The sequence below is a fragment of the Onishia taeanensis genome (assembly GCF_013349955.1).
GTDB classification, from domain to species: domain Bacteria; phylum Pseudomonadota; class Gammaproteobacteria; order Pseudomonadales; family Halomonadaceae; genus Onishia; species Onishia taeanensis_B.
This window is the reverse complement of the sequence record NZ_JABVXC010000010.1, coordinates 135,645-155,738: the sequence shown is the minus strand read 5'-3', so window position 1 is coordinate 155,738 and position 20,094 is coordinate 135,645. Positions and strand designations below refer to the sequence as shown.

The window sequence follows — 20,094 nt, the reverse complement described above, 5'->3', positions numbered from 1 at the left end:
GTCAAGGAACAGTGTGGTTCGATGAGGCGAAAGACAGGATTCGACGACAGCTACCGCGAAGCGGTTTAGTTCAACAGTGATTATACAGAACACTCGTTTATTAACTTGAACGACCTGGCGCGTTCAAGTCAATAAACGAGCGCGCTACAAGCCATGTAACCCCTTGAAAGCAAAGGTTTCCATAAATTGCTTGGCTACCTATGCAGAATTCGCGCGCCTGCGCGTTTTGCCGGATTCAATAATACTCTGCATCCATCCATGATTCGAGTTGGCCGCATGTGCGTGCGCAATGCACACCACCGTCGGAGATAGGCTTGGTGGGGCGGATGTGCATCTGAAGTGCCGCAGACATTGTCCGTGAGGTTTGAGTTCTGTGGCAGGAGGCTTGGTAAGCCACCAGGCACGCTACCGCCCCTACCTGGGCATATCGTGATGGCGTCCTGCCATCCATGCAGTAGTCCTTTCCCTGGTGCGATGCTGTCGGTCATTTCTGGGCTGTTACTGACCGTGAACAGTCAGCCTATTCATTAGTGGCCTTGGATGCAAAAGACGGCAGGTAAAAGGAGCTGCTTTATCCCGCAGCGGGGGAGTGGGCCGGTCGATTTCAGCTTTCTCATATAAAAACACCCCGAAAGTTGGGGGTACGGCTTTCGGGGTGTGATTGAGGCCTTGCGGGCTAGCAGGAATTGCTGGTTGCCCATAGGAAGCGGCGTTACAGTCCCAGTTCGTGGGTGGCTTCTTCGCGCATCTTGAACTTCTGTATCTTGCCGGTAACGGTCATCGGGAAGGCGTCGACGAACTTCACGTAGCGGGGAATCTTGAAGTGGGCGATCTTGCCCTGGCAGAAGTCTCTCAGGCCTTCTTCATCCAGCTCTTCGCCCTCGATCAGCTTGACCCAGGCCATCACTTCTTCGCCGTACTTGGCATCGGGTACGCCGATCACCTGAACATCCGAGATGGCGGGGTGGGTGTAGAGGAAGTCTTCGATCTCGCGGGGATAGATGTTCTCGCCGCCGCGGATGATCATGTCCTTGATGCGCCCGACAATGGCCACGTAGCCGTCTTCGTCCATGGTGGCGAGGTCGCCGGTATGCATCCAGCGGCTGGCGTCGATGGATTTAGCCGTCGCTTCGGGGTTGTCCCAGTAGCCGAGCATCACGCTATAGCCGCGGGTGCAAAGCTCGTCGCGCTCGCCTCTGGGCACCACAGCGCCGGTGGCCGGGTCGATCAGCTTGACCTCCAGGTGCGGGTGAATGGTGCCCACGGTGGTCACGCGCTTGTCGAGCGGGGCATCGGGCAGGGTCTGGAAGCTGACCGGGCTGGTCTCGGTCATGCCGTAGCAGATGGTCACGCCTTCCATGTGCATCTTGTCGATGACCTGGCGCATCACTTCGATGGGGCAGATGGAGCCGGCCATGACGCCGGTACGCAGCGTCGAAAGGTCGAACTCTGAAAAGCGCGGGTGCTCCAGTTCGGCGATGAACATGGTCGGTACGCCGAAGAGGGCGGTGGCGCGTTCGTTTTCCACGGCAGTAAGCGTCGCTTCGGCGTCGAAGCCGTCGCCGGGGTAGATCATGGTCGCGCCGTGGGTCATGCAGCCCAGGTTGCCCATCACCATGCCGAAGCAGTGATAGAGCGGCACTGGAATCACCAGCCGGTCGCGCTCCGAGAAGCCCATGGCGCGGGCGACGAAGAAGCCGTTATTGAGAATGTTGTGGTGGGAAAGCGTCGCCCCCTTGGGCGCGCCGGTGGTCCCGGAGGTGTACTGGATATTGATCGGTTCATCGAATTGCAGCGCCCCCTGAACCTCGGCGAGCCGGGCCTGGCTGATCGTCTTGGCGCCTTCCAGTAGGCCTTGCCAGGTGAGCATGCCGGGCAGGGCATCGGCGCTATCGAGACAGACCACCCGCTTGAGCGCCGGCAGCTGAGGGCAGTTCAGGCCGCCTTCTTGCGCTTCGGCGAGCTCCGGGGCCAGCTCGGCGATCATCTGTACGTAGTTCGAGGCCTTGAAGCGCCCCTGCAGAATCAGGGTCGCGGTGGCGGACTGGGTGAGGGCGTATTCCAGCTCGTGGGTGCGGTAGCTCGGGTTCAGGTTGACCAGGATGGCGCCGATCTTGGCGGTGGCGAACTGGGTGATGGTCCATTCGGCCCGGTTGGGTGCCCAGATACCGACGCGCTCACCCTGAACGACACCAGCGGCGAGCAGGGCACGGGCGGCCTTGTCGACTTCGGCCTGCAGTTCCCGCCAGCTATAGCGCAACCCCTGGTGCAGGCTTAGCAGGGCATCACGGTCGGGCACCCGCGCGACGGTAGCATCGAAACAGTCGCCGATGGTCTGGCCCTTGAGGGGTGTGTCGCTGGTGCCACTGACATAGCTTGCTACAGGCGGGGTGGTGGGCGAATCCGGGGTGAGGCGTTGGGGTGTCATGCTGGCTCCTGTGGTTATTGTGCTTTTAGAACCGGAGCGCTGCGCCCGCCACGGGGCGCGTGTTGCTGGTATACCAGGCCTAGGCCTGGCTCAAGGTTCCAGCCGCTCCAGTACCGCTCGGCAGCGGGTCTCGACGTCATCGAGCTCATGCTGCATCAGGCGGATATCCTCGAGGCGCTGCTCCATATCGGCCCGTTTCTCGGCAAGAATTTCGAGCATGCGATGAAGCTGGCGGGTGTTGCCGCCGGGCATGGCATCGTAGAGCTCGACGACCTCACGAATCTCGGCGAGGGTGAAGCCGAGCCGCTTGCCACGCAGCGTTAGCTTCAGCCGCACCCGGTCCTTGTCGTGATAGATGCGTCGTTGCCCCTTGCGCTCAGGCGACAGCAATCCCTCCTGCTCGTAGAAGCGGATGGTACGGGGCGTTACCTCGAACATCTCGGCCAGCTCACCGATCGCGAAAGTTCGCTTGCGCTTCAGGGTTCCCGCGGCGCTGTCGGCCGGGGTTGCCTGTGACTCGGTCTGGCTGGGCTTGGGCATAGTGGCGTTCCTTGGCGTTAGCGATGCTGTTGCGATGCATGGGTCAGTACCGGAATGATCGCATGAACGCCGTGGCGCTTCGACTCTCCCAGACTAGTTATGCTTGACGTTAACGTAAAGGGAATATAATGCTGTTGGCCTTAGACCAAGGGGTGGCTTGCGCCCGACCAAGCAAATGCTAGGTTGGTGACATTGCCCGTCGAGGCCGCGGCCCCCGCCATTCTTGCTGTTACTCATGCTATGGAAAGCGTTATGGCCGGGCCGACGCGAGTACCGACAGTCTTAAGGCGCCTGACGTTAACGCCCAGTGCTAACGCCTTGGCGCTTCAGAGGATGTCGATAGGTCTGCCGGCCGGTGACGTCAGAGGAGATCACCATGGATTTTGCACTCACCGAGGACCAGTACGCCCTGCAGCAGGCGGCGGCGGACTTCTGCCGCGCCGAGCTCAGCGACCATGCTGCCGACTGGGATGCCCGTTCGTACTTTCCGGTGGATGTCATCAAGCGCGCTGGTGAAGCCGGCTTTCTGGGCATCTATATCGATGAGGCGCGGGGCGGGCTGGGGCTCTCGCGGCTCGAGGCCTCGCTGATCTTCGAGCAGCTCGCCCAGGGCTGCATTTCGACCACGGCCTATCTGACCATTCACAACATGGCCAGTTGGATGATTGCCAACTGGGGCAGCGAGGCGCTGCGCGAGACCTGGTTGGAGCGGCTGATCAGCGGCGAGCTGCTGGCCTCCTACTGCCTGACCGAGCCAGGCGCCGGTTCTGATGCGGCCAACCTGCGCAGCAAGGCAGTACGCGAAGGCGACGAGTACCGGATCAGCGGCTCGAAGATGTTCATTTCCGGGGCCGGGGCCACCGACGTGCTGGTGGTCATGGCCCGCACCGGCGCACCTGATTCCGGCGCTGGGGGTATTTCCGCCTTTCTGGTGCCCGCCGACAGTGCCGGTATCGAATACGGCAAGAACGAAGAGAAGATGGGCTGGAAGAGTCAGCCAACGCGGCTGGTCAGCTTCGATGATGTGCGGGTGCCGGTCGGTAACCGTCTCGGTGAAGAAGGCGAGGGCTTCCGCCTGGCCATGAAGGGCCTCGACGGTGGGCGGCTCAACATCGCCAGTTGCTCGTTGGGCGCCGCCCAGCAGGCGCTGACGCTGTCGCGTGACTATCTGGGCCAGCGCAAGCAGTTTGGCCGCGAGCTCTCGAGTTTCCAGGCCTTGCAGTTCAAGCTTGCCGACATGGCAAGCGACTTGGTGGCATCGCGGCTGATGGTGCGCCATGCGGCCTGGCGTCTCGACCAAGGCGACCCGGAGGCCACCGCCCACTGCGCCATGGCCAAGCGGGTCGCCACCGACATGGGCTTCAACGTCTGCAACGAGGCCCTGCAGCTGCACGGCGGCTATGGCTATATCAAGGAATATCCGCTGGAGCGGCTGGTGCGTGATACCCGCGTGCACCAGATCCTCGAGGGCACTAACGAGATCATGCGCCTGATCAGCGCCCGGCGCCTGCTCGCCGATGGCGTGATCGAGTCGCTGCAGTGAGGCCTCGCTTGGCAATTGAGCTCTTTATGCCTCACCGATCCTGAGATACGAAGACCGACAAGGAGCCCGACCGATGACCGATGCACCCGTGCTGTTCGAGGAGCGCCCCACCCGCGAAGGGCAGTTTATTGGGGTGGCGACCCTCAATGCCCCTAAGGCACTGAATGCCCTGTCGCTCGCCATGATCGAACAGCTCTCGGCCCGCCTGAGCCAGTGGGCAGAAGACGAGCGGGTCGTCGCCGTCTGGCTGGAAGGTGCCGGCGAGAAGGCATTCTGCGCCGGCGGTGACATCGTCGCGCTGTACAAGGCGATTGAGTCTGGGGAGGGCGGCGCCTTCGCTGAGACCTACTTCACCGGCGAATACGCCCTCGATTACCAGATCCATTGCTACGAGAAGCCGCTGCTGGTGTGGGGCGATGGCATCGTGATGGGCGGCGGCATGGGGCTGATGGCCGGTGCCGGTTATCGGCTGGTCACCGAGACCTCTCTGCTGGCGATGCCGGAGATCAGCATCGGCCTGTATCCGGACATCGGTGCCAGTTGGTTCCTCAACCGTATGCCGCCGGGCATCGGCGCCTACCTGGGCCTGACCGGCGCTCAACTCAATGCGCGGGATGCCCTGGACCTGGGCCTGGCCGACCGCTTCGTGCCTCGGGCGAGCCGCGAGGCCCTGTTCGAGGCGCTGCTATCGGCCGACTTCGACGAGGCCGACGACACCCAGGCGCTGCAGGCGGTGGTGGGGCGTGTGCTCGACCGCTTCGAGGATCGGAGCCAGGCGCCGGCTGCCCAGCTGTGGCCGCATCGCGATCACCTGCAGCGTCTCACCGCCTGCGCATCGGCCACAGATGCCGTCGCGCGCATCCTCGGCGATGATCACCAGGATGACTGGCTCGCCGCCAATCGGGCGCGGCTCGCCGCCGGCTGCCCGCTAAGTGCCCAGCTGGTCTGGCAGATGATCCGGCGTCATTCTCGCACCGGCCTTGCCGAGGCCTTCCGTGAAGAGCTCAACCTCTCGGTGCAGTGCTGTCTGAAAGGCGACCTCGCCGAGGGCGTGCGGGCGTTGTTGATCGACAAGGACAAGACCCCGCGCTGGTCGCATGCAAGCGTCGGCGCTGTGCCCAAGGCCGATGTCGAGGCCCTGCTGCGCCCGCTGTGGAATCCCGAGACGCACCCGCTGCGCGAGCTTTAATACAGCCACGCAGCAGCGACAACAGTAGCGAAGAACAGCCAACAAGCGCGGTACAAAAAACCGGAAGCGCAATAAACGCAATAACAACAATGCATTAATAGCAACGCGTAACAACAACGCATAACAACAACGGTCATATAACAAACCAACAAGGAGCCACGCCATGCGTATCGCCTTTATCGGTCTTGGCAACATGGGAGGCCCCATGGCCACCAATCTGGTCAAGGCCGGCCATGACGTCTGCGTCTTCGATCTTTCGGATCAAGCCATGCAAACCCTCGAGGACGCCGGTGCCCGCCGTGCCGCCAGCGCCGAGGCGGTGACCCAGGAGGCCGAGGTGGTGGTCTCGATGCTGCCGGCAGGCGCCCATGTGAAGGGGCTTTACCTTGGCAATGGCGATGCCCAGGGGCTGCTGGACACTCTCGCCGGTAACCCGCTGATCATCGATGCCTCGACCATCGCTCCGGATGATTCCCGCACCGTGGGCGCCGCCGCCGCCGAACGCGGGTTTGCCTTCGTTGATGCTCCCGTGTCGGGCGGGGTGGGCGGTGCCGTGGCCGGCACTTTGTCTTTCATCGTCGGTGGCAGCGACGAAGGCTTCGAGCGGGCCAAGCCGGTTCTCGAGGCCATGGGTAAGAACATCTTCCACGCCGGCGAAACCGGTGCCGGCCAGGTGGCCAAGATCTGCAACAACATGCTGCTGGGTATCCTCATGAGCGGCACGGCAGAGGCGCTGGCACTAGGCGTCGAGAATGGCCTCGACCCGGCGGTACTCTCCGAGATCATGAAGCAGAGCAGCGGCGGTAACTGGGCGCTCAACGGCTACAACCCCTGGCCCGGGGTGATGGAGAAAGCGCCGGCGTCGAACGGCTACCGGGGCGGTTTTCATACCGACCTGATGGCCAAGGATCTCGGCCTCGCCTGGGAGCTGGCGCTGGGCTCGAAGTCGACGGTGCCGATGGGCTCTCAGGCGCGTAACCTCTTTGCCCTGCATGCGGCCAATGGCAACGGCGGGCTCGATTTTTCGAGCATTCAGCGCCTGTATCGCCGCGACGAAGACTGAGATGAGAGGCGGCGAGGAATCAGAGGTAGAAAGCTAGAAAGGTAGAGAAGTAGAAAGATACACAGCTAAAGAGCGAGAGAGGGCCGGGGCGTCAGACGCTACCGGCCCTTGCGCACATTGGGGCCTTGGCCGGAGTGGGGCACAATGACGTCCCTTTTCGACCGAGGTTGCCATGTCGTCGACACCTTCTTCCCAGCCACCCGCCCGGCGTGGCTCGATGCTCGAAGCGCCCATCGCCCGCACCCTGGTGCGCAAGACGCTGCCGGTGATCGGCGGCATGCTGGCGATGATGACCTTCAACCTGGTCGATGCCTGGTATATCGCCAAGCTCGGCACCGTGCCGCTGGCGGCGGTGTCCTTTACCTTTCCGGTGGTCTTTGCGGTGATCAGCCTGGCGATCGGGCTCGGCATCGGCACCTCGGCGGTGGTGGGGCGCTTACTCGGCCAGGGGCGTCACGACCTCGTGGCGCGCCGCGCCACGGATGCGGTGCTGTTGTCGCTGCTCGTCGGGGCGCTGGTGACGCTTGCCGGGCTGCCCAGCATCGAGGCGCTGTTCTCGCTACTGGGGGCCGACGCCACCCTGATGCCCTATCTCGAGGCCTACATGGGCGTGTGGTACTGGGGAGCCGCCCTGGTGATCGCGCCGCGTATCATCAACAGCGTGCTACGTGCCCATGGCAATACCCTGGCGGCGGGGCTGTCGATGGGCGTTGCCGCGATTCTCAATTTGCTGCTCGACCCACTGCTGATCTTCGGCGCCGGGCCGGTGCCGGCGATGGGCGTGGCCGGGGCGGCCCTGGCCACGGTGCTGAGCTGGGGGCTGATGACGCTTGGCCTGATCTGTCAGCCGCGGTTGCGCGGCCTGATTGCCCTGCGAGGGCTTAGCCTCAGGGCGCTGGTGGAGTCCTGGCGTGTGCTTGGGCGCATTGCCTTGCCGGCGGCGGTAACCAGCCTGTTCACGCCGGTGGCCATGGCACTGGTGACCCGCATCGTCGCCGATCATGGCCATGCGGCGGTGGCGGCTTTCGGGGTCGGCTCGCGGCTGGATGCCATCGCTCAGATCGTGGTGCTGGCGCTTTCCATGACCCTTTCGCCGCTGGTCAGCCAGAACCTGGGCGCCGGCCAACTCGCACGGGTGCGCCGGGCCATCGGCGGCTGCCTGGGCTTCGTGCTGGTCTGGCAACTGGCGATCTGGGCGGGACTTCAGGGCCTGGCGCCCTGGTTGACCGAGCGCTATGCCGAGGGGCCGGAGGTCGGCGAGGTGCTGCGCGCCTTTATCTGGCTGGTACCGCTGGGGCTTGGCGCTCAGGGAGTGGTGATCCTCTCGGTGTCGTCGCTCAATGCCTTGCATCGGCCTCGGGATGCCATGGCGCTTTCCGTGGTGCGCCTCTTCGTGCTGTTCGTGCCGCTGGCCTGGCTGGGCAGCTGGCTAGCGGGTCCGCAGGGCATCTTCGCCGGCATGCTGGCGGCCAATCTGATCATAGCGGGCATCGCCTGGTGGCGGCTGAAGGCGGTGCTGGACCGACAGCGTCAGCCCCAGGGCTGAAAAGTACTGCGCTCGTCCATACGGCGTTAAAAATCGTCTGGAGCGCCAGCCCGGTCAAGATGCTCATTTACTCCAGTAAACTGGTACGCCAGCCCGGTCCGCTCTTTCGCCGATTTTTGCCTTAGCTACGCGCCCCGGTCTTGCCTTCGCTCGTCGACTTTTCAGGCACAGCCTAGAGCCAGTAAGCGGTCGCGACCAAGGTCGGCTTGGCAGGGTAGGATGCTTAATCTACATTATATTTAAATGTCGATATTATTCAGGAGCTCCCCATGAGCCAGATCACGCCGATTACCTGGGACGACCCCTTCCGCCTCATCGACCAGCTCGACGAGGATGAGGGCATGGTGCAGCGCACCGCCCACGACTACTGCCAGGACAAGCTGCTGCCGCGGGTGCTCGAGGCCAACCGCCATGAGCATTTCGATCGCGAGATCATGAACGAGATGGGGGAGCTGGGCTTGCTCGGGGCGACACTCGACGGCTACGGGGGGGCTGGCCTCAACTATGTGAGCTACGGCCTGATCGCCCGGGAAGTGGAGAGGGTCGATTCCGGCTATCGCTCGGCGATGAGTGTGCAATCGAGTCTGGTCATGTACCCGATCCACGCCTTCGGCAGCGAGGCTCAGCGCGAGAAGTACTTGCCCAAGTTGGCCAGCGGTGAGTGGGTCGGCTGCTTCGGTCTCACCGAGCCGGACCATGGCTCCGATCCGGGCGGCATGAGCACCCGGGCGGTGCGCACGGAAAATGGCTGGCGCCTCAACGGTAGCAAGACCTGGATCACCAATTCGCCGATCGCCGATGTCTTTGTCGTCTGGGCGAAGGACGAAGAGGGCATTCTGCACGGCTTCATCCTCGAGAAGGGCACGCCCGGCCTCACCGCCCCCAAGATCGAGGGCAAGTTCAGCCTGCGCGCCTCGATCACCGGCCAGATCATGCTGAGCGATGTCGAGGTCGGCGAAGAGGCCTGCCTGCCCAACGTTACCGGCCTGAAGGGGCCGTTCTCGTGCCTCAATCGCGCCCGCTACGGCATCGCCTGGGGCGCCATGGGCGCCGCCGAGGCCTGCTGGCACGCCGGTCGCCAATACACCCTGGATCGCAAGCAGTTCGATCGCCCTCTGGCCGCCAATCAACTGATCCAGAAGAAGCTCGCCGACATGCAGACCGAAATTGCCCTTGGCTTGCAGGCGGCGCTGCGGGTCGGGCGGATGATCGATGACGGCCAGTTGGTGCCCGAGGCCATCTCGCTGATCAAGCGCAACAACGCCGGCAAGGCGCTGGATATTGCCCGCGTCGCCCGGGACATGCATGGCGGCAACGGCATCAGCGATGAGTATCACGTTATCCGCCACGTGATGAACCTCGAGGCGGTCAACACCTACGAGGGCACCCACGATATCCACGCCTTGATTCTTGGCCGTGCCCAGACCGGTATCCAGGCGTTTTCCGGCTAACGACTAGATACCAGAAAAGACCAAGCGGGGCGTCGGGAACAGGCCGAAGAGGAGGTCCTGCGCCAAGGGTGAGGAGCACCGCTCCGAACGGGCTGGCCATGGATGGCCAGCACCGGCCCTGCAAGCGGCGCAGGATGCGAGAGCGCCGCAGGGCGCAGGTAGCGTACAGGGAGGTGTTCATAGCGCCTCCTCTTAGGCTTGTTGCTGAATCAGCCTGAACGAGCAAGGAGCTCAAGATGACCGGACCCCTGGAAGGGCGCGTCGTGCTGGATATGTCGCGGGTGCTGGCCGGCCCCTGGGCCGGGCAGTTGCTGGCTGACCTGGGCGCCCGGGTGATCAAGATCGAGCATCCCGGCCGCGGCGACGATACCCGCGCCTGGGGGCCGCCCTGGCTCGAGGACGTCGCCGGCGATCCGCTCGAAGCGGCCTACTATCTGTGCGCCAATCGCGGCAAGCAGTCGCTGGCCGTGGATATCGCGAGGCCCGAAGGCCAGGCGCTGATTCGTGCGTTGGCGGGCCGCGCCGATATCCTGATCGAGAACTTCAAGGTCGGTGGGCTCAAGCGCTATGGCCTCGACCACGAGAGCCTCAAGGCCGAGAACCCGGGGCTGATCGGCTGTTCGATCACCGGTTTCGGCCAGGATGGCCCCTATGCCGGGCGACCCGGCTACGACTTCATGATTCAGGCCATGGGCGGGCTGATGAGCCTCACCGGCGAGCCGGATGGCATGCCGATGAAGACCGGCGTGGCGATCACCGACGTGATGACCGGGCTCTATGCCACGGTGGGGGTGCTGGCGGCGCTGGACGAGCGCTCTCGTACCGGTCGTGGGCGCTACATCGATGTGGCGCTACTCGACGTGCAACTGGCTACCCTGGCCAATCAGGCGCTGAATACCCTGGTCAGCGGCCGGGCGCCCGAGCGTCACGGCAACGCCCATCCCAATATCGTGCCCTATCAGGCCTTTGCCTGTGCCGACGGCCATCTGGTGCTGACGGTGGGCAACGATGCCCAGTTCGCGCGGCTCGCCGCACTGCTGGATTATCCGGAATGGGCCGAGGACCCGACTTACGCCACCAATGCCGCCCGAGTTGCCCACCGCGACTGTCTGGTGGCGACGATCGCCGAGTGCCTGGCCGCGCGGCCCCGCGACGCCTGGCTGGCCGACTTCGAGGCCCACGGCATCCCGGCCGGGCCGATCCACAGCGTGGCCGAGGCCCTCGAGGATGCCCAGGTGCGTCATCGCGGCCTGGTCAGAACCCTCGAGCGAGCCGATCAGGACGTGCCCCAGGTGGCCAATCCGCTGCGCTTCGATGGCGTCTCCTGCACCAGCGAGGTGGCGCCGCCGGCGCTGGGGGCCGACAGCGATGCGGTGCTCGCGGACATGGGGCTGTCGGCTGATGATATCGCCAAGCTGCGCGACCTGGGCGTGGTGCGCTGAAGCGACGACACCCGGCTGAGTGAAACCCACACCTCAGCGCGGGCTGAAGCGACGGTGCAGACCGGCCTCGGCGATCATCCGGGTGGAGATCTCCTCGATCGAGAAGCGCGTGGTATCGATATAGGGGATATGCATCTGGCGATATAGCCCCTCGGCCTGGGCCACTTCCTGCATGCACTGATCCATCGAGCAGTAGCGGCTGTTGGGGCGGCGTTCGCTGCGAATCGCCGCCAGGCGGGGAGCGGCGATGGTCAGGCCGAACAGCTTATGGCGGTAGGGCGCCAGGGCACGGGGCAGCTTGAGGGTGCCGTCCTCATCGTAGTCGTCTTCGGTGAGCGGGTAGTTGGCGGCGCGGATGCCGAACTGCAGCGCCAGATACAGCGAGGTGGGCGTCTTGCCGCAGCGCGAAACGCCGATCAGGATGACGTCGGCCTTGTCATACTGGTTGAGCCGCGCGCCGTCGTCGTTGTCCAGGGCGAAGTGAACGGAGTCGATGCGGTTCATGTAGACATCGTCCTGGCCGATCGAGTGAGTGCGGCCCACGGTATAAGTGGAGTGGGTGGCAAGCTCTTCTTCCAGCGGCTTCAGGAAGGTCGAGAAGATGTCGACCTTGAAGCCGGGGGCCGTGGAGACGATGCGCCGCACGTCCTCGTCGACGATGGTGTCGATGATGATCGGCTGTTCGCCGTCTCGGGCGGCGGTGGCACTGATGCTGTTCACCAGTGCCTGTGCCTTCTCGGTGTCATCGATGTAGGGCTTGGTGATCATGCGGATCTCGACGCTCTCGAACTGTGCCAGCAGGCTGCGGCCCAGCGTTTCGGCGGTGATGCCGGTGCCATCGGAGATGAAAAAGGCGGTACGTGGCATGAGGGAACCTTAGATTCTTGCCGTGACGGCGGGTTGGCGGCGACGATTGGGTAGTGGCGTCAGAATCGCTCGATTGTCTCGGTTGATGTCCGCCGCGGCAAGCGCCATGCGGCCCAGCGTCGTTCTCGGCCGGCAGGTTTGCGGTGGAGCGGAGTCAGCGGACTACAAAAAGGCAGCCAAAAGCCGCTGTGTTGTAAAAATCCTCCAGCGACTTCGCTATTAGACCAATGGCGAACATCCCCGGGCCTTGATAGGGTGCTTAGCATTCAGCCATGGCGGCCGTTGATCGCGATGCGGCGATCGTTGCCAGTGAGTGTCACCAGTCGAAAGGGGGTCGCGTGAAAGAGTCCGTGAATCAGTACATTGAGTGGTTCGACCAGCTCGGTATGAATGACGTCGAGCGTGTGGGCGGCAAGAACGCCTCGCTTGGCGAGATGATCTCCAATCTGGCTAATGCTGGCGTCAGCGTACCTGGCGGCTTTGCTACCACCGCTCATGCCTATCGCGAATTCCTCGCCCACGACGGCCTCAACGAGCGTATCAACCAGGCGCTGGCGCGGCTCGATGTCGATGACGTCGAGGCCTTGGCCAAGACCGGTGCCGAGATCCGCCAGTGGGTGATCGACACGCCGCTGCCACCGGCCTTCGAAGCGGCACTTGGCGAGGCCTACGATGCCATGGTCGCCAAGCACCCTAACCTTAAGGCCGCGGTGAGAAGCTCCGCTACCGCCGAAGACCTGCCGGATGCCTCCTTTGCCGGCCAGCAGGAAACCTTCCTCAACATCGAAGGTTTCGCCAACATCAAGCGTGCCGTGCATGAGGTGTTCGCTTCGCTGTTCAACGATCGAGCGATTTCCTACCGGGTACACCGCGGCTATGCCCACGAGAACGTGGCGCTGTCTGCCGGCATCCAGAAGATGGTGCGCTCCGAGACCGGCGCTTCCGGGGTGATGTTTACCCTCGACACCGAATCCGGCTTTCGCGACGCCGTCTTCGTCACGGCTTCCTGGGGGCTGGGTGAGACGGTGGTGCAGGGCGCGGTCAACCCCGATGAGTTCTACGTCCACAAGCCGACCCTGGACGCCGGTCGCCCGGCGGTGCTGCGTCGTAACCTGGGCTCCAAGCTGATCAAGATGATCTACACCGGCGATGCCAGCGCCGGCAAGTCGGTGGAAACCGTGGACGTGCCGCTGTCCGATCGCGGCCGCTTCTGCGTCAACGATGAGCAGGTCATGGAGCTTGCGCGTCAGGCGATGATCATCGAGCGCCACTACCAGCGGCCGATGGACATCGAGTGGGCCCTGGACGGTGACGATGGTCAGGTCTACATCGTTCAGGCCCGCCCCGAGACGGTGGTCTCCCAAGTCGAGGGCGGCAAGCTCGAGCGCTTCCACCTGCGCGAAAAGGGACGCAACCTGATCTCCGGCCGTGCCATCGGTCAGCGCATTGGCAGTGGCGAGGTCAAGGTGATCATGACCCCGGACGAGATGGGCAAGATCAACGAGGGCGACGTGTTGGTCACCGACATGACCGATCCGGACTGGGAGCCGATCATGAAGCGTGCCTCGGCGGTAGTCACCAACCGTGGCGGGCGCACCTGCCATGCGGCGATCATCGCCCGCGAACTGGGCATCCCGGCGGTGGTCGGCTCGGGTGATGCGACCAGCGTGCTGCGCGACGGTCAGGAAGTTACGGTCTCCTGCTCCGAAGGCGATACCGGTCATGTCTACGAGGGATTGCTGGACTTCGAGTGCAAGACCACCAGCGTCGACAGCATGCCCGAGCTGCCCTTCAAGATCATGATGAACGTCGGCAACCCGGATCGTGCCTTCAATTTCTCGAGCCTGCCCAATGCCGGCGTCGGCCTGGCGCGCCTCGAGTTCATCATCAACCGCATGATCGGGGTGCACCCCAAGGCGCTGCTCGATTTCGATACCCTGCCGGTGGAGCTGCAGCAGACCATCGAGCAGCGCACCGCGGGCTACGACGACCCGGTGAGTTTCTACGTCGACAAGCTGGTCGAGGGGATTTCGACCCTGGCTGCGGCCTTCTATCCCCAGAAAGTCATCGTGCGGCTGTCGGACTTCAAGTCCAACGAGTACGAGAACCTGATCGGTGGCAAGAACTACGAGCCCGGCGAAGAGAACCCCATGCTCGGCTTCCGTGGTGCCTCTCGTTACCTGTCGGAATCCTTCCGGCCGTGTTTCGACCTGGAGTGCCAGGCCCTCAAGCGGGTACGCGATGTAATGGGCTTCGACAACGTCCAGATCATGGTGCCCTTCGTGCGCACCACCGACGAGGCCCGTGGCGTGGTCGAGCTGCTGGCCGAAAATGGCCTCAAGCGCGGTGAGAATGACCTCAAGGTGATCATGATGTGCGAGCTGCCGGCCAACGCGCTGCTCGCCGATGACTTTCTCGAGCACTTCGACGGCTTCTCGATAGGCTCCAACGACCTCACCCAGCTGACCCTGGGGCTGGACCGTGATTCCGGGGTGATTGCCCACTTGTTCGATGAGCGCAACCCGGCGGTGCTCAAGCTGCTGTCGATGGCTATCCAGGCCTGCAAGGCCCGGGGCAAGTACGTCGGCATCTGCGGCCAGGGGCCCTCGGATCACCCGGACCTCGCCAAGTGGCTGATGGAGCAGGGCATCGACACGGTGTCGCTGAACCCGGATGCGGTGCTCGAGACCTGGTTCATGCTAGCCGGGGAGACCATCGGCTAAGTCGCCCCTCCACTTATCTCCCCCACGACTCAACCCCCGCCCCTTGGAGGCGGGGGTTTTCGTGAGGGTGGGGGGTAGGCCATCATCAGCGACGGGCTATCGGACAGCGATGATCACTCTCGACCACCGATGTGGTCAGGCGTTGCCCGTCACGTCGTCTGCCAGTTCAGCATCAGTCGTCTTGGTTGATGCTCGCGCTTTCATCCCCACTCTCGCCGAGCCAGCTGGCGACCAGCTCCGGGTGTGCGTCTACCCAGGCCCGGGCGTTGGCTTCATAGTCGCCGCTTTCCTGGTTGGCGGCCAACAGGCCCTGCATGTCCGCGAGAGTCCACTGGAAACGGTCGAGGATAGCGGTGACTTCAGGCTTCTCCTCGGCGAGCCCTTTGCGGGTCACGGTATGGATCTGCTCGTTGCTCGAATAGATGCCCTTGGGGTCCTCGAGGTAGCGCAGTGACCGGTCCGCAAAGACCGGATGCGGAGACCAGGCGGTGACGACGATCGGCTCTTGGCGCGCAATCGCGGTCTTGAGTGTCTGGCTCATGGCGGCATCGCTGCCTGCGACCAACTGCCAGTCTTCGAGGCCGTAGGCCTGCATCGCCTGCTCGGTCAGGCCCATGATGCCGGCGCCAGGATCGATGCCGTGGATGCGCTGGCCAAGGCTATCACCGGCGCCTGACAGGTCCGCTATCGAGGCGGTGTCCGCGTAGCTTGGCACGGCCAGGCCGACGCGGGCCTCGGTCAGGTTGGGGCCAAGGTCATCGACCTTGTCGGCCATGCCTTCGTAGTAGCTGGCCTGAGTGACCGGTAGCCATGCGCCGCTGAAGGCATCCAGCTCGCCGACCGAGAGTCCCTGCCAGATGGCGGCAAGGCTTACCGAGCTAACATCCACTTGATGGCCAGCGTCCTCGAGGACCGCCTTCAAGACATAGGTGCTGGCTTGGCCGGTGGCCCATTCGCCTATGCCAAGACGCAGGCTGTCGGCCTGGGCCAAGGGGCTGACGGCGCCGAGCAGCAGGCCGGCGGAAACGATCAGGGAACGGAACTGCATCTAACTATCTCCAGCAACAACATCGGGGGAGGGGCACGAGGCGCTCATGATAAAGGTTCGTTGGCAATAATGATGCCGTTGTTATCGGCATACAGCCATTGTCCCGGGGTGATGGTCACGCCGGCGAAGGTCACGGCGATGTCCCGCTGGCCTTCTCCGCGCTTCTCGCTCTTGTGGGGGTGAGCGGCGAGGGCCTGGACGCCGATATCTGTCTCGGCCAGCACATCGACATCGCGCACGCAGCCGTACATCACCACGCCCGCCCAACCGTTGCTTGCCGCCTGCTCGGCCAGCATGTCGCCAAGCATCGCGCAGCGCAGCGAGCCGCCGGCATCCACGACCAGCACGGCGCCGTTGCCCGGCTCGGCGACGGCCTCCTTGACTCGAGAGTTGTCCTCGAAGCACTTGACGGTACGCACCGGGCCGCCAAAGGCATCGCGACCGCCAACGTTGACGAAGATCGGTTCGAGCACCTCGACGTCCGGGTGGGCGTCGCAGAGATCGGGCGTGATGATGGAAGTCATGGGATTCTCCTTGAGCTGGAACCCTGATGGTGCCACAACCTTGGCTTCGGGGAACCCCGCGATGGGATATTAGCAACGCCGGGCCTGGGCCCGGCGTTTATGTTCCGCTGACTTACCTTCGCTTGATCAGAAGCGCAGGCCGGCCGAGGCGGTGAAGGTGTCGATCTGGTAGTCGCTGTCCAGGTCGTAGCGCTCGTATTCGGCACGGACCAGGAAGGGATCGAAGTTGAACTGGGCGCCGACGCCGTAGACCGGATCGGTACCGTCGTTATCCTTGAGGTCCAGGCTGGAGTCGCCCAGGTTGCCATCGACGTCGGTTTCCCACTTCGCCAGGCCGGCTTTGGCGAAGGCCGTGAACCAGGGGGTGATCGGCAACTGGCCGACTACGTTGACGCCGTAGGCGTTGGACTCGAGGTCGGTGTTGGCGACGTTGTTGCCTTCCAGGCGGGTGCGGCCAAGGTCGGCGTAGAAGAGTTCGGTGGCGAAATAAGGGTTGAGCTCATAGCCGACGAATCCCTTGAAGACGTTGTCGTCATCGTCGACGTTGAAGTCCTCGGCGCCGGACTCGATGAAGTCGTCGACGTCGTCGCGGTCATTCTCCAGCGAGCTGAAGCCGGTACCCAGGCCCAGGTAGAGCCCTTCGGTATTCGGTGCGGCGAGCACGGCCGGTGCTGAAACGCACAGACCAGTGGCGAGTGAGGCGGTAAACAGGGTGCGGAGTTTCATTGGCTTCTCCTTGATGGCGGTATCTGGATTGACTAGGCGTCCCAGCGTTGTGGCATCTAGCCGAGGAAACACGAGTACGACGATTGAGCGATGAGTACTGGAATATTAGCAGAACACTGTTCGATAACAAGGATGGCTCGGTAACCTCCGGTGAGTTTCTGTTGCGATTGAACACGTTTGGCCAACAAGTATCGCCAACAAAAAAGCGCCCCGCAGGGCGGGGCGCTTCGGTCATCGGCTCCGGGTCATAGCGACTGATTCAGGCGTAATGCCGTCTTCAGCGAGATGAACCGGCGATGGTGCGAGCATCGGCGATTTAAGGGTGATTCGGTCTCAGGCTTCGGCGACCGGAATCACGTTCGAGGCAGCTTTCTGGAACTCCTCGATTTCATGGAAGTTCATGTAGCGATAGATCTCACCGGCCATCGCATCGAACTCACCCATGTAGCCCTGGTATTCCTCGACCGTGGGCAGGCGACCCTCGACCGCTGCCACCGCGGCAAGCTCGGCGGAGGCGAGGAAGACGTCGGCGCCGTCGCCCAGGCGGTTGGGGAAGTTACGGGTCGAGGTGGACACCACGGTGGACTTCGGTGCCACCCGCGCTTGGTTGCCCATGCACAGCGAGCAGCCCGGCATTTCCATGCGAGCGCCGGCACGGCCGTAAATGCCGTAGTAGCCTTCCTCGGTCAGCTGGTGCTGGTCCATCTTGGTGGGCGGTGCCAGCCACAGCTTGGTTTTCAGGCTGCCCGCGGGCTGCTTTTCGAGCAGCTTGCCGGCGGCGCGGAAGTGGCCAATGTTGGTCATGCACGAGCCGATGAAGACTTCGTCGATCTGGCGGCCGGCGACCTCGGACAGCAGGCGAGCATCGTCCGGATCGTTCGGAGCGCACAGCACCGGTTCCTTGACGTCTTCGAGGTCGATCTCGATGACTTCGGCGTACTCGGCGTCCTTGTCGGCGCGCATCAGGCTCGGATTGGCCAGCCACTCTTCCATGGCCAGGATGCGACGCTCGATGGTGCGACGGTCGCCATAGCCGGCATCGATCATCCACTTGAGCAGGGTGATGTTGGACTTCAGGTACTCGGAGACCGAATCCTCACCCAGGGTGATGGTACAACCGGCGGCGCTACGCTCGGCGCTGGCGTCGGACAGCTCGAAGGCCTGCTCGACGGTCAAGTCTTCAAGCCCTTCGATTTCCAGGACGCGACCGGAGAAGGCGTTCTTCTTGCCGGATTTGTCGACGGTCAGCAGACCCTTCTGGATGGCGTAATAGGGAATGGCGTGGACCAGGTCACGCAGGGTCACGCCCGGTTGGCGCTTGCCCTTGAAGCGCACCAGTACCGATTCCGGCATGTCCAGCGGCATCACACCGGTGGCGGCGGCGAAGGCCACCAGGCCTGAGCCCGCCGGGAAGGAAATGCCCATCGGGAAGCGGGTGTGGGAGTCGCCGCCGGTGCCCACGGTGTCGGGCAGCAGCATGCGGTTCAGCCAGGAGTGGATGATGCCGTCGCCCGGACGCAGCGAGACGCCGCCGCGGTTCATGATGAAGTCAGGCAGAGTGTGGTGGGTTTCCACGTCGACCGGCTTCGGATAGGCGCTGGTGTGGCAGAACGACTGCATCACCAGGTCGGACTGGAAGCCCAGGCAGGCCAGGTCCTTGAGCTCGTCGCGAGTCATCGGACCGGTGGTGTCCTGGGAGCCCACGGTGGTCATCTTCGGCTCGCAATACATGCCCGGACGCACGCCGTCCATGCCGCAGGCCTTGCCGACCATCTTCTGGGCCAGCGTGAAGCCCTTGCCGGTGTCGGCCGGCTGTTCCGGAAGACGGAAGACATCGGATGGCTCGAGACCCAGGGATTCACGGGCCTTACCGGTCAGGCCGCGGCCGATGATCAGCGGGATGCGACCGCCGGCACGCACTTCGTCGAGCAGCAGCTGCGTCTTGAGCTCGAAGGTGCTGACTACTTCGTCGGTGTCGTGCTTGCAGACCTTGCCTTCGTACGGGTAGACATCGATGACGTCGCCCATCTCGAGCTTTTCAACGTCCATTTCGACGGGCAGGGCACCGGAGTCTTCCATGGTGTTGAAGAAGATCGGGGCGATCTTGCCGCCGAAACAGAAGCCGCCAGCGCGCTTGTTAGGGACGTTGGGGATGTCGTCGCCGAAGAACCACAACACGGAGTTGGTGGCAGACTTGCGCGAGGAGCCAGTACCGACCACGTCGCCGACGTAGGCGACCGGGAAGCCCTTGGCCTTCACTTCTTCGATCTGCTTGAGCGGGCCGGTGGTACCGGGCTCTTCCGGGTTGATGCCGTCGCGCGGGTTCTTGAGCATGGCGTTGGCATGCAGCGGAATATCCGGGCGTGACCAGGCATCCGGGGCCGGAGACAGATCGTCGGTGTTGGTCTCGCCGGGCACCTTGAAGACCGAGAGGGTGATCTTCTCTTCGAGGGCCGGTTTGGCCAAGAACCACTCGGCGTCGGCCCAGGACTGGATGATGTCCTTGGCCACGGCATTGCCTGCCTTGGCGCGCTCTTCCACATCATGGAAGGCATCGAACATCAGCAGGGTGTGCTTGAGCTGTTCGCCGACTTCCTTGGCCAGGCTCTCGTCGTCGAGCAACTCGACCAGCGAGACGATGTTGTAGCCGCCCTGCATGGTGCCAAGCAGCTTGACCGCATGGGTCTTATCGATCAGCGGGGACTCGGCTTCGCCCTTGGTGATGGCGGTCAGGAAGCCTGCCTTCACATAAGCGGCCTCGTCGACGCCCGGCGGCACGCGATCGGTCAGCAGTTCGAGCAGGAATTCTTCTTCGCCGGCCGGCGGATTCTTCAAAAGCTCGATCAGTGCGGCGGTCTGCTCGGCATTCAGCGGCTTGGGCGGCACGCCCTGGCTGGCGCGTTCTTCGACATGTTGGCGATAGGCTTCAAGCACGGAGGGACCCTCATCAAGTTAATCTTCCAGAGCGTATCCTGCCGACGACATGTGGCAAAAAATGGCCGTC

At 63.4% G+C, this 20,094-nt stretch carries 13 protein-coding genes and 1 pseudogene; 7 read left to right on the top strand and 7 right to left on the bottom strand.

Features of this window, described 5'->3' with window-relative positions; all coding sequences use genetic code 11:
- Positions 1-712 precede the first annotated feature (712 nt).
- A complete protein-coding gene (locus HUS66_RS12610) occupies positions 713-2,428 on the bottom strand; it encodes an AMP-binding protein (protein WP_175071255.1) in 1,716 nt (571 codons plus the stop codon).
- 90 nt (positions 2,429-2,518) lie between these two features.
- Complete coding sequence (locus HUS66_RS12605; RefSeq protein WP_175071254.1) at positions 2,519-2,968, bottom strand: MerR family transcriptional regulator; 450 nt, start codon at positions 2,966-2,968, stop codon at positions 2,519-2,521.
- A 376-nt stretch (positions 2,969-3,344) separates the two neighbouring features.
- On the opposite strand from HUS66_RS12605, the gene HUS66_RS12600 reads away from it, so the two are divergent.
- The 6 genes and pseudogenes from HUS66_RS12600 to HUS66_RS12575 all read left to right on the top strand — a co-directional run bounded on the left by HUS66_RS12600 (position 3,345) and on the right by HUS66_RS12575 (position 11,202).
- Positions 3,345-4,511 carry an acyl-CoA dehydrogenase family protein gene (locus HUS66_RS12600; RefSeq protein ID WP_175071253.1) on the top strand — a complete coding sequence of 389 codons (1,167 nt, stop codon included), beginning with the start codon at positions 3,345-3,347 and terminating at the stop codon, positions 4,509-4,511.
- Between the two features lie 73 nt (positions 4,512-4,584).
- On the top strand, positions 4,585-5,700 hold the full coding sequence (locus HUS66_RS12595; protein ID WP_175071252.1) for an enoyl-CoA hydratase/isomerase family protein: 1,116 nt from the start codon (positions 4,585-4,587) through the stop codon (positions 5,698-5,700).
- Positions 5,701-5,854: 154 nt separating this feature from the next.
- Positions 5,855-6,763: pseudogene (gene mmsB / locus HUS66_RS12590) on the top strand (3-hydroxyisobutyrate dehydrogenase); the annotation flags it as partial.
- A gap of 172 nt (positions 6,764-6,935) precedes the next feature.
- Positions 6,936-8,309 carry an MATE family efflux transporter gene (locus HUS66_RS12585; RefSeq protein WP_175071250.1) on the top strand — a complete coding sequence of 458 codons (1,374 nt, stop codon included), beginning with the start codon at positions 6,936-6,938 and terminating at the stop codon, positions 8,307-8,309.
- A 269-nt stretch (positions 8,310-8,578) separates the two neighbouring features.
- Positions 8,579-9,760, top strand: a complete 1,182-nt coding sequence (locus tag HUS66_RS12580; RefSeq protein ID WP_175071249.1) for an acyl-CoA dehydrogenase — start codon at positions 8,579-8,581, stop codon at positions 9,758-9,760.
- Positions 9,761-9,996: 236 nt separating this feature from the next.
- Positions 9,997-11,202: a CaiB/BaiF CoA transferase family protein gene (locus tag HUS66_RS12575; protein WP_175071248.1), complete on the top strand. Its 1,206-nt coding sequence runs from the start codon at positions 9,997-9,999 to the stop codon at positions 11,200-11,202.
- A 33-nt stretch (positions 11,203-11,235) separates the two neighbouring features.
- On the opposite strand, the gene ppsR is transcribed toward HUS66_RS12575, so the two are convergent.
- The gene (ppsR, locus tag HUS66_RS12570) at positions 11,236-12,069 is read right to left on the bottom strand and encodes a posphoenolpyruvate synthetase regulatory kinase/phosphorylase PpsR (RefSeq protein ID WP_175071247.1); all 834 of its coding nucleotides are present in this window, start codon (positions 12,067-12,069) and stop codon (positions 11,236-11,238) included.
- Between the two features lie 350 nt (positions 12,070-12,419).
- Between ppsR and ppsA the strand changes: the two genes are divergently transcribed.
- Complete coding sequence (ppsA, locus tag HUS66_RS12565) at positions 12,420-14,792, top strand: phosphoenolpyruvate synthase (protein WP_175071266.1); 2,373 nt, start codon at positions 12,420-12,422, stop codon at positions 14,790-14,792.
- 172 nt (positions 14,793-14,964) lie between these two features.
- Here the strand turns inward: ppsA and HUS66_RS12560 are convergent, their stop codons facing one another.
- From HUS66_RS12560 to acnB, 4 genes are all read right to left on the bottom strand, one after another.
- Positions 14,965-15,840: a glycine betaine ABC transporter substrate-binding protein gene (locus HUS66_RS12560; protein WP_175071246.1), complete on the bottom strand. Its 876-nt coding sequence runs from the start codon at positions 15,838-15,840 to the stop codon at positions 14,965-14,967.
- A gap of 44 nt (positions 15,841-15,884) precedes the next feature.
- Entirely contained in the window at positions 15,885-16,364 is a 480-nt protein-coding gene (rraA, locus tag HUS66_RS12555; RefSeq protein WP_175071245.1) for a ribonuclease E activity regulator RraA, read from the bottom strand.
- A 126-nt stretch (positions 16,365-16,490) separates the two neighbouring features.
- On the bottom strand, positions 16,491-17,090 hold the full coding sequence (locus tag HUS66_RS12550; RefSeq protein WP_175071244.1) for a porin family protein: 600 nt from the start codon (positions 17,088-17,090) through the stop codon (positions 16,491-16,493).
- Positions 17,091-17,423: 333 nt separating this feature from the next.
- Complete coding sequence (acnB, locus tag HUS66_RS12545; protein WP_175071243.1) at positions 17,424-20,024, bottom strand: bifunctional aconitate hydratase 2/2-methylisocitrate dehydratase; 2,601 nt, start codon at positions 20,022-20,024, stop codon at positions 17,424-17,426.
- Positions 20,025-20,094 lie beyond the last annotated feature (70 nt).

What these genes read in the sequence shown, in the direction of transcription:
- rraA (WP_175071245.1), bottom strand. Translation starts at nt 16,364, where the DNA reads ATGACTTCCATCATCACGCCCGATCTCTGCGACGCCCACCCGGACGTC.
- ppsR (WP_175071247.1), bottom strand. Translation starts at nt 12,069, where the DNA reads ATGCCACGTACCGCCTTTTTCATCTCCGATGGCACCGGCATCACCGCC.
- HUS66_RS12595 (WP_175071252.1), top strand. Translation starts at nt 4,585, where the DNA reads ATGACCGATGCACCCGTGCTGTTCGAGGAGCGCCCCACCCGCGAAGGG.
- HUS66_RS12580 (WP_175071249.1), top strand. Translation starts at nt 8,579, where the DNA reads ATGAGCCAGATCACGCCGATTACCTGGGACGACCCCTTCCGCCTCATC.
- HUS66_RS12605 (WP_175071254.1), bottom strand. Translation starts at nt 2,968, where the DNA reads ATGCCCAAGCCCAGCCAGACCGAGTCACAGGCAACCCCGGCCGACAGC.
- HUS66_RS12550 (WP_175071244.1), bottom strand. Translation starts at nt 17,090, where the DNA reads ATGAAACTCCGCACCCTGTTTACCGCCTCACTCGCCACTGGTCTGTGC.
- HUS66_RS12585 (WP_175071250.1), top strand. Translation starts at nt 6,936, where the DNA reads ATGTCGTCGACACCTTCTTCCCAGCCACCCGCCCGGCGTGGCTCGATG.
- HUS66_RS12600 (WP_175071253.1), top strand. Translation starts at nt 3,345, where the DNA reads ATGGATTTTGCACTCACCGAGGACCAGTACGCCCTGCAGCAGGCGGCG.
- HUS66_RS12610 (WP_175071255.1), bottom strand. Translation starts at nt 2,428, where the DNA reads ATGACACCCCAACGCCTCACCCCGGATTCGCCCACCACCCCGCCTGTA.
- HUS66_RS12560 (WP_175071246.1), bottom strand. Translation starts at nt 15,840, where the DNA reads ATGCAGTTCCGTTCCCTGATCGTTTCCGCCGGCCTGCTGCTCGGCGCC.
- HUS66_RS12575 (WP_175071248.1), top strand. Translation starts at nt 9,997, where the DNA reads ATGACCGGACCCCTGGAAGGGCGCGTCGTGCTGGATATGTCGCGGGTG.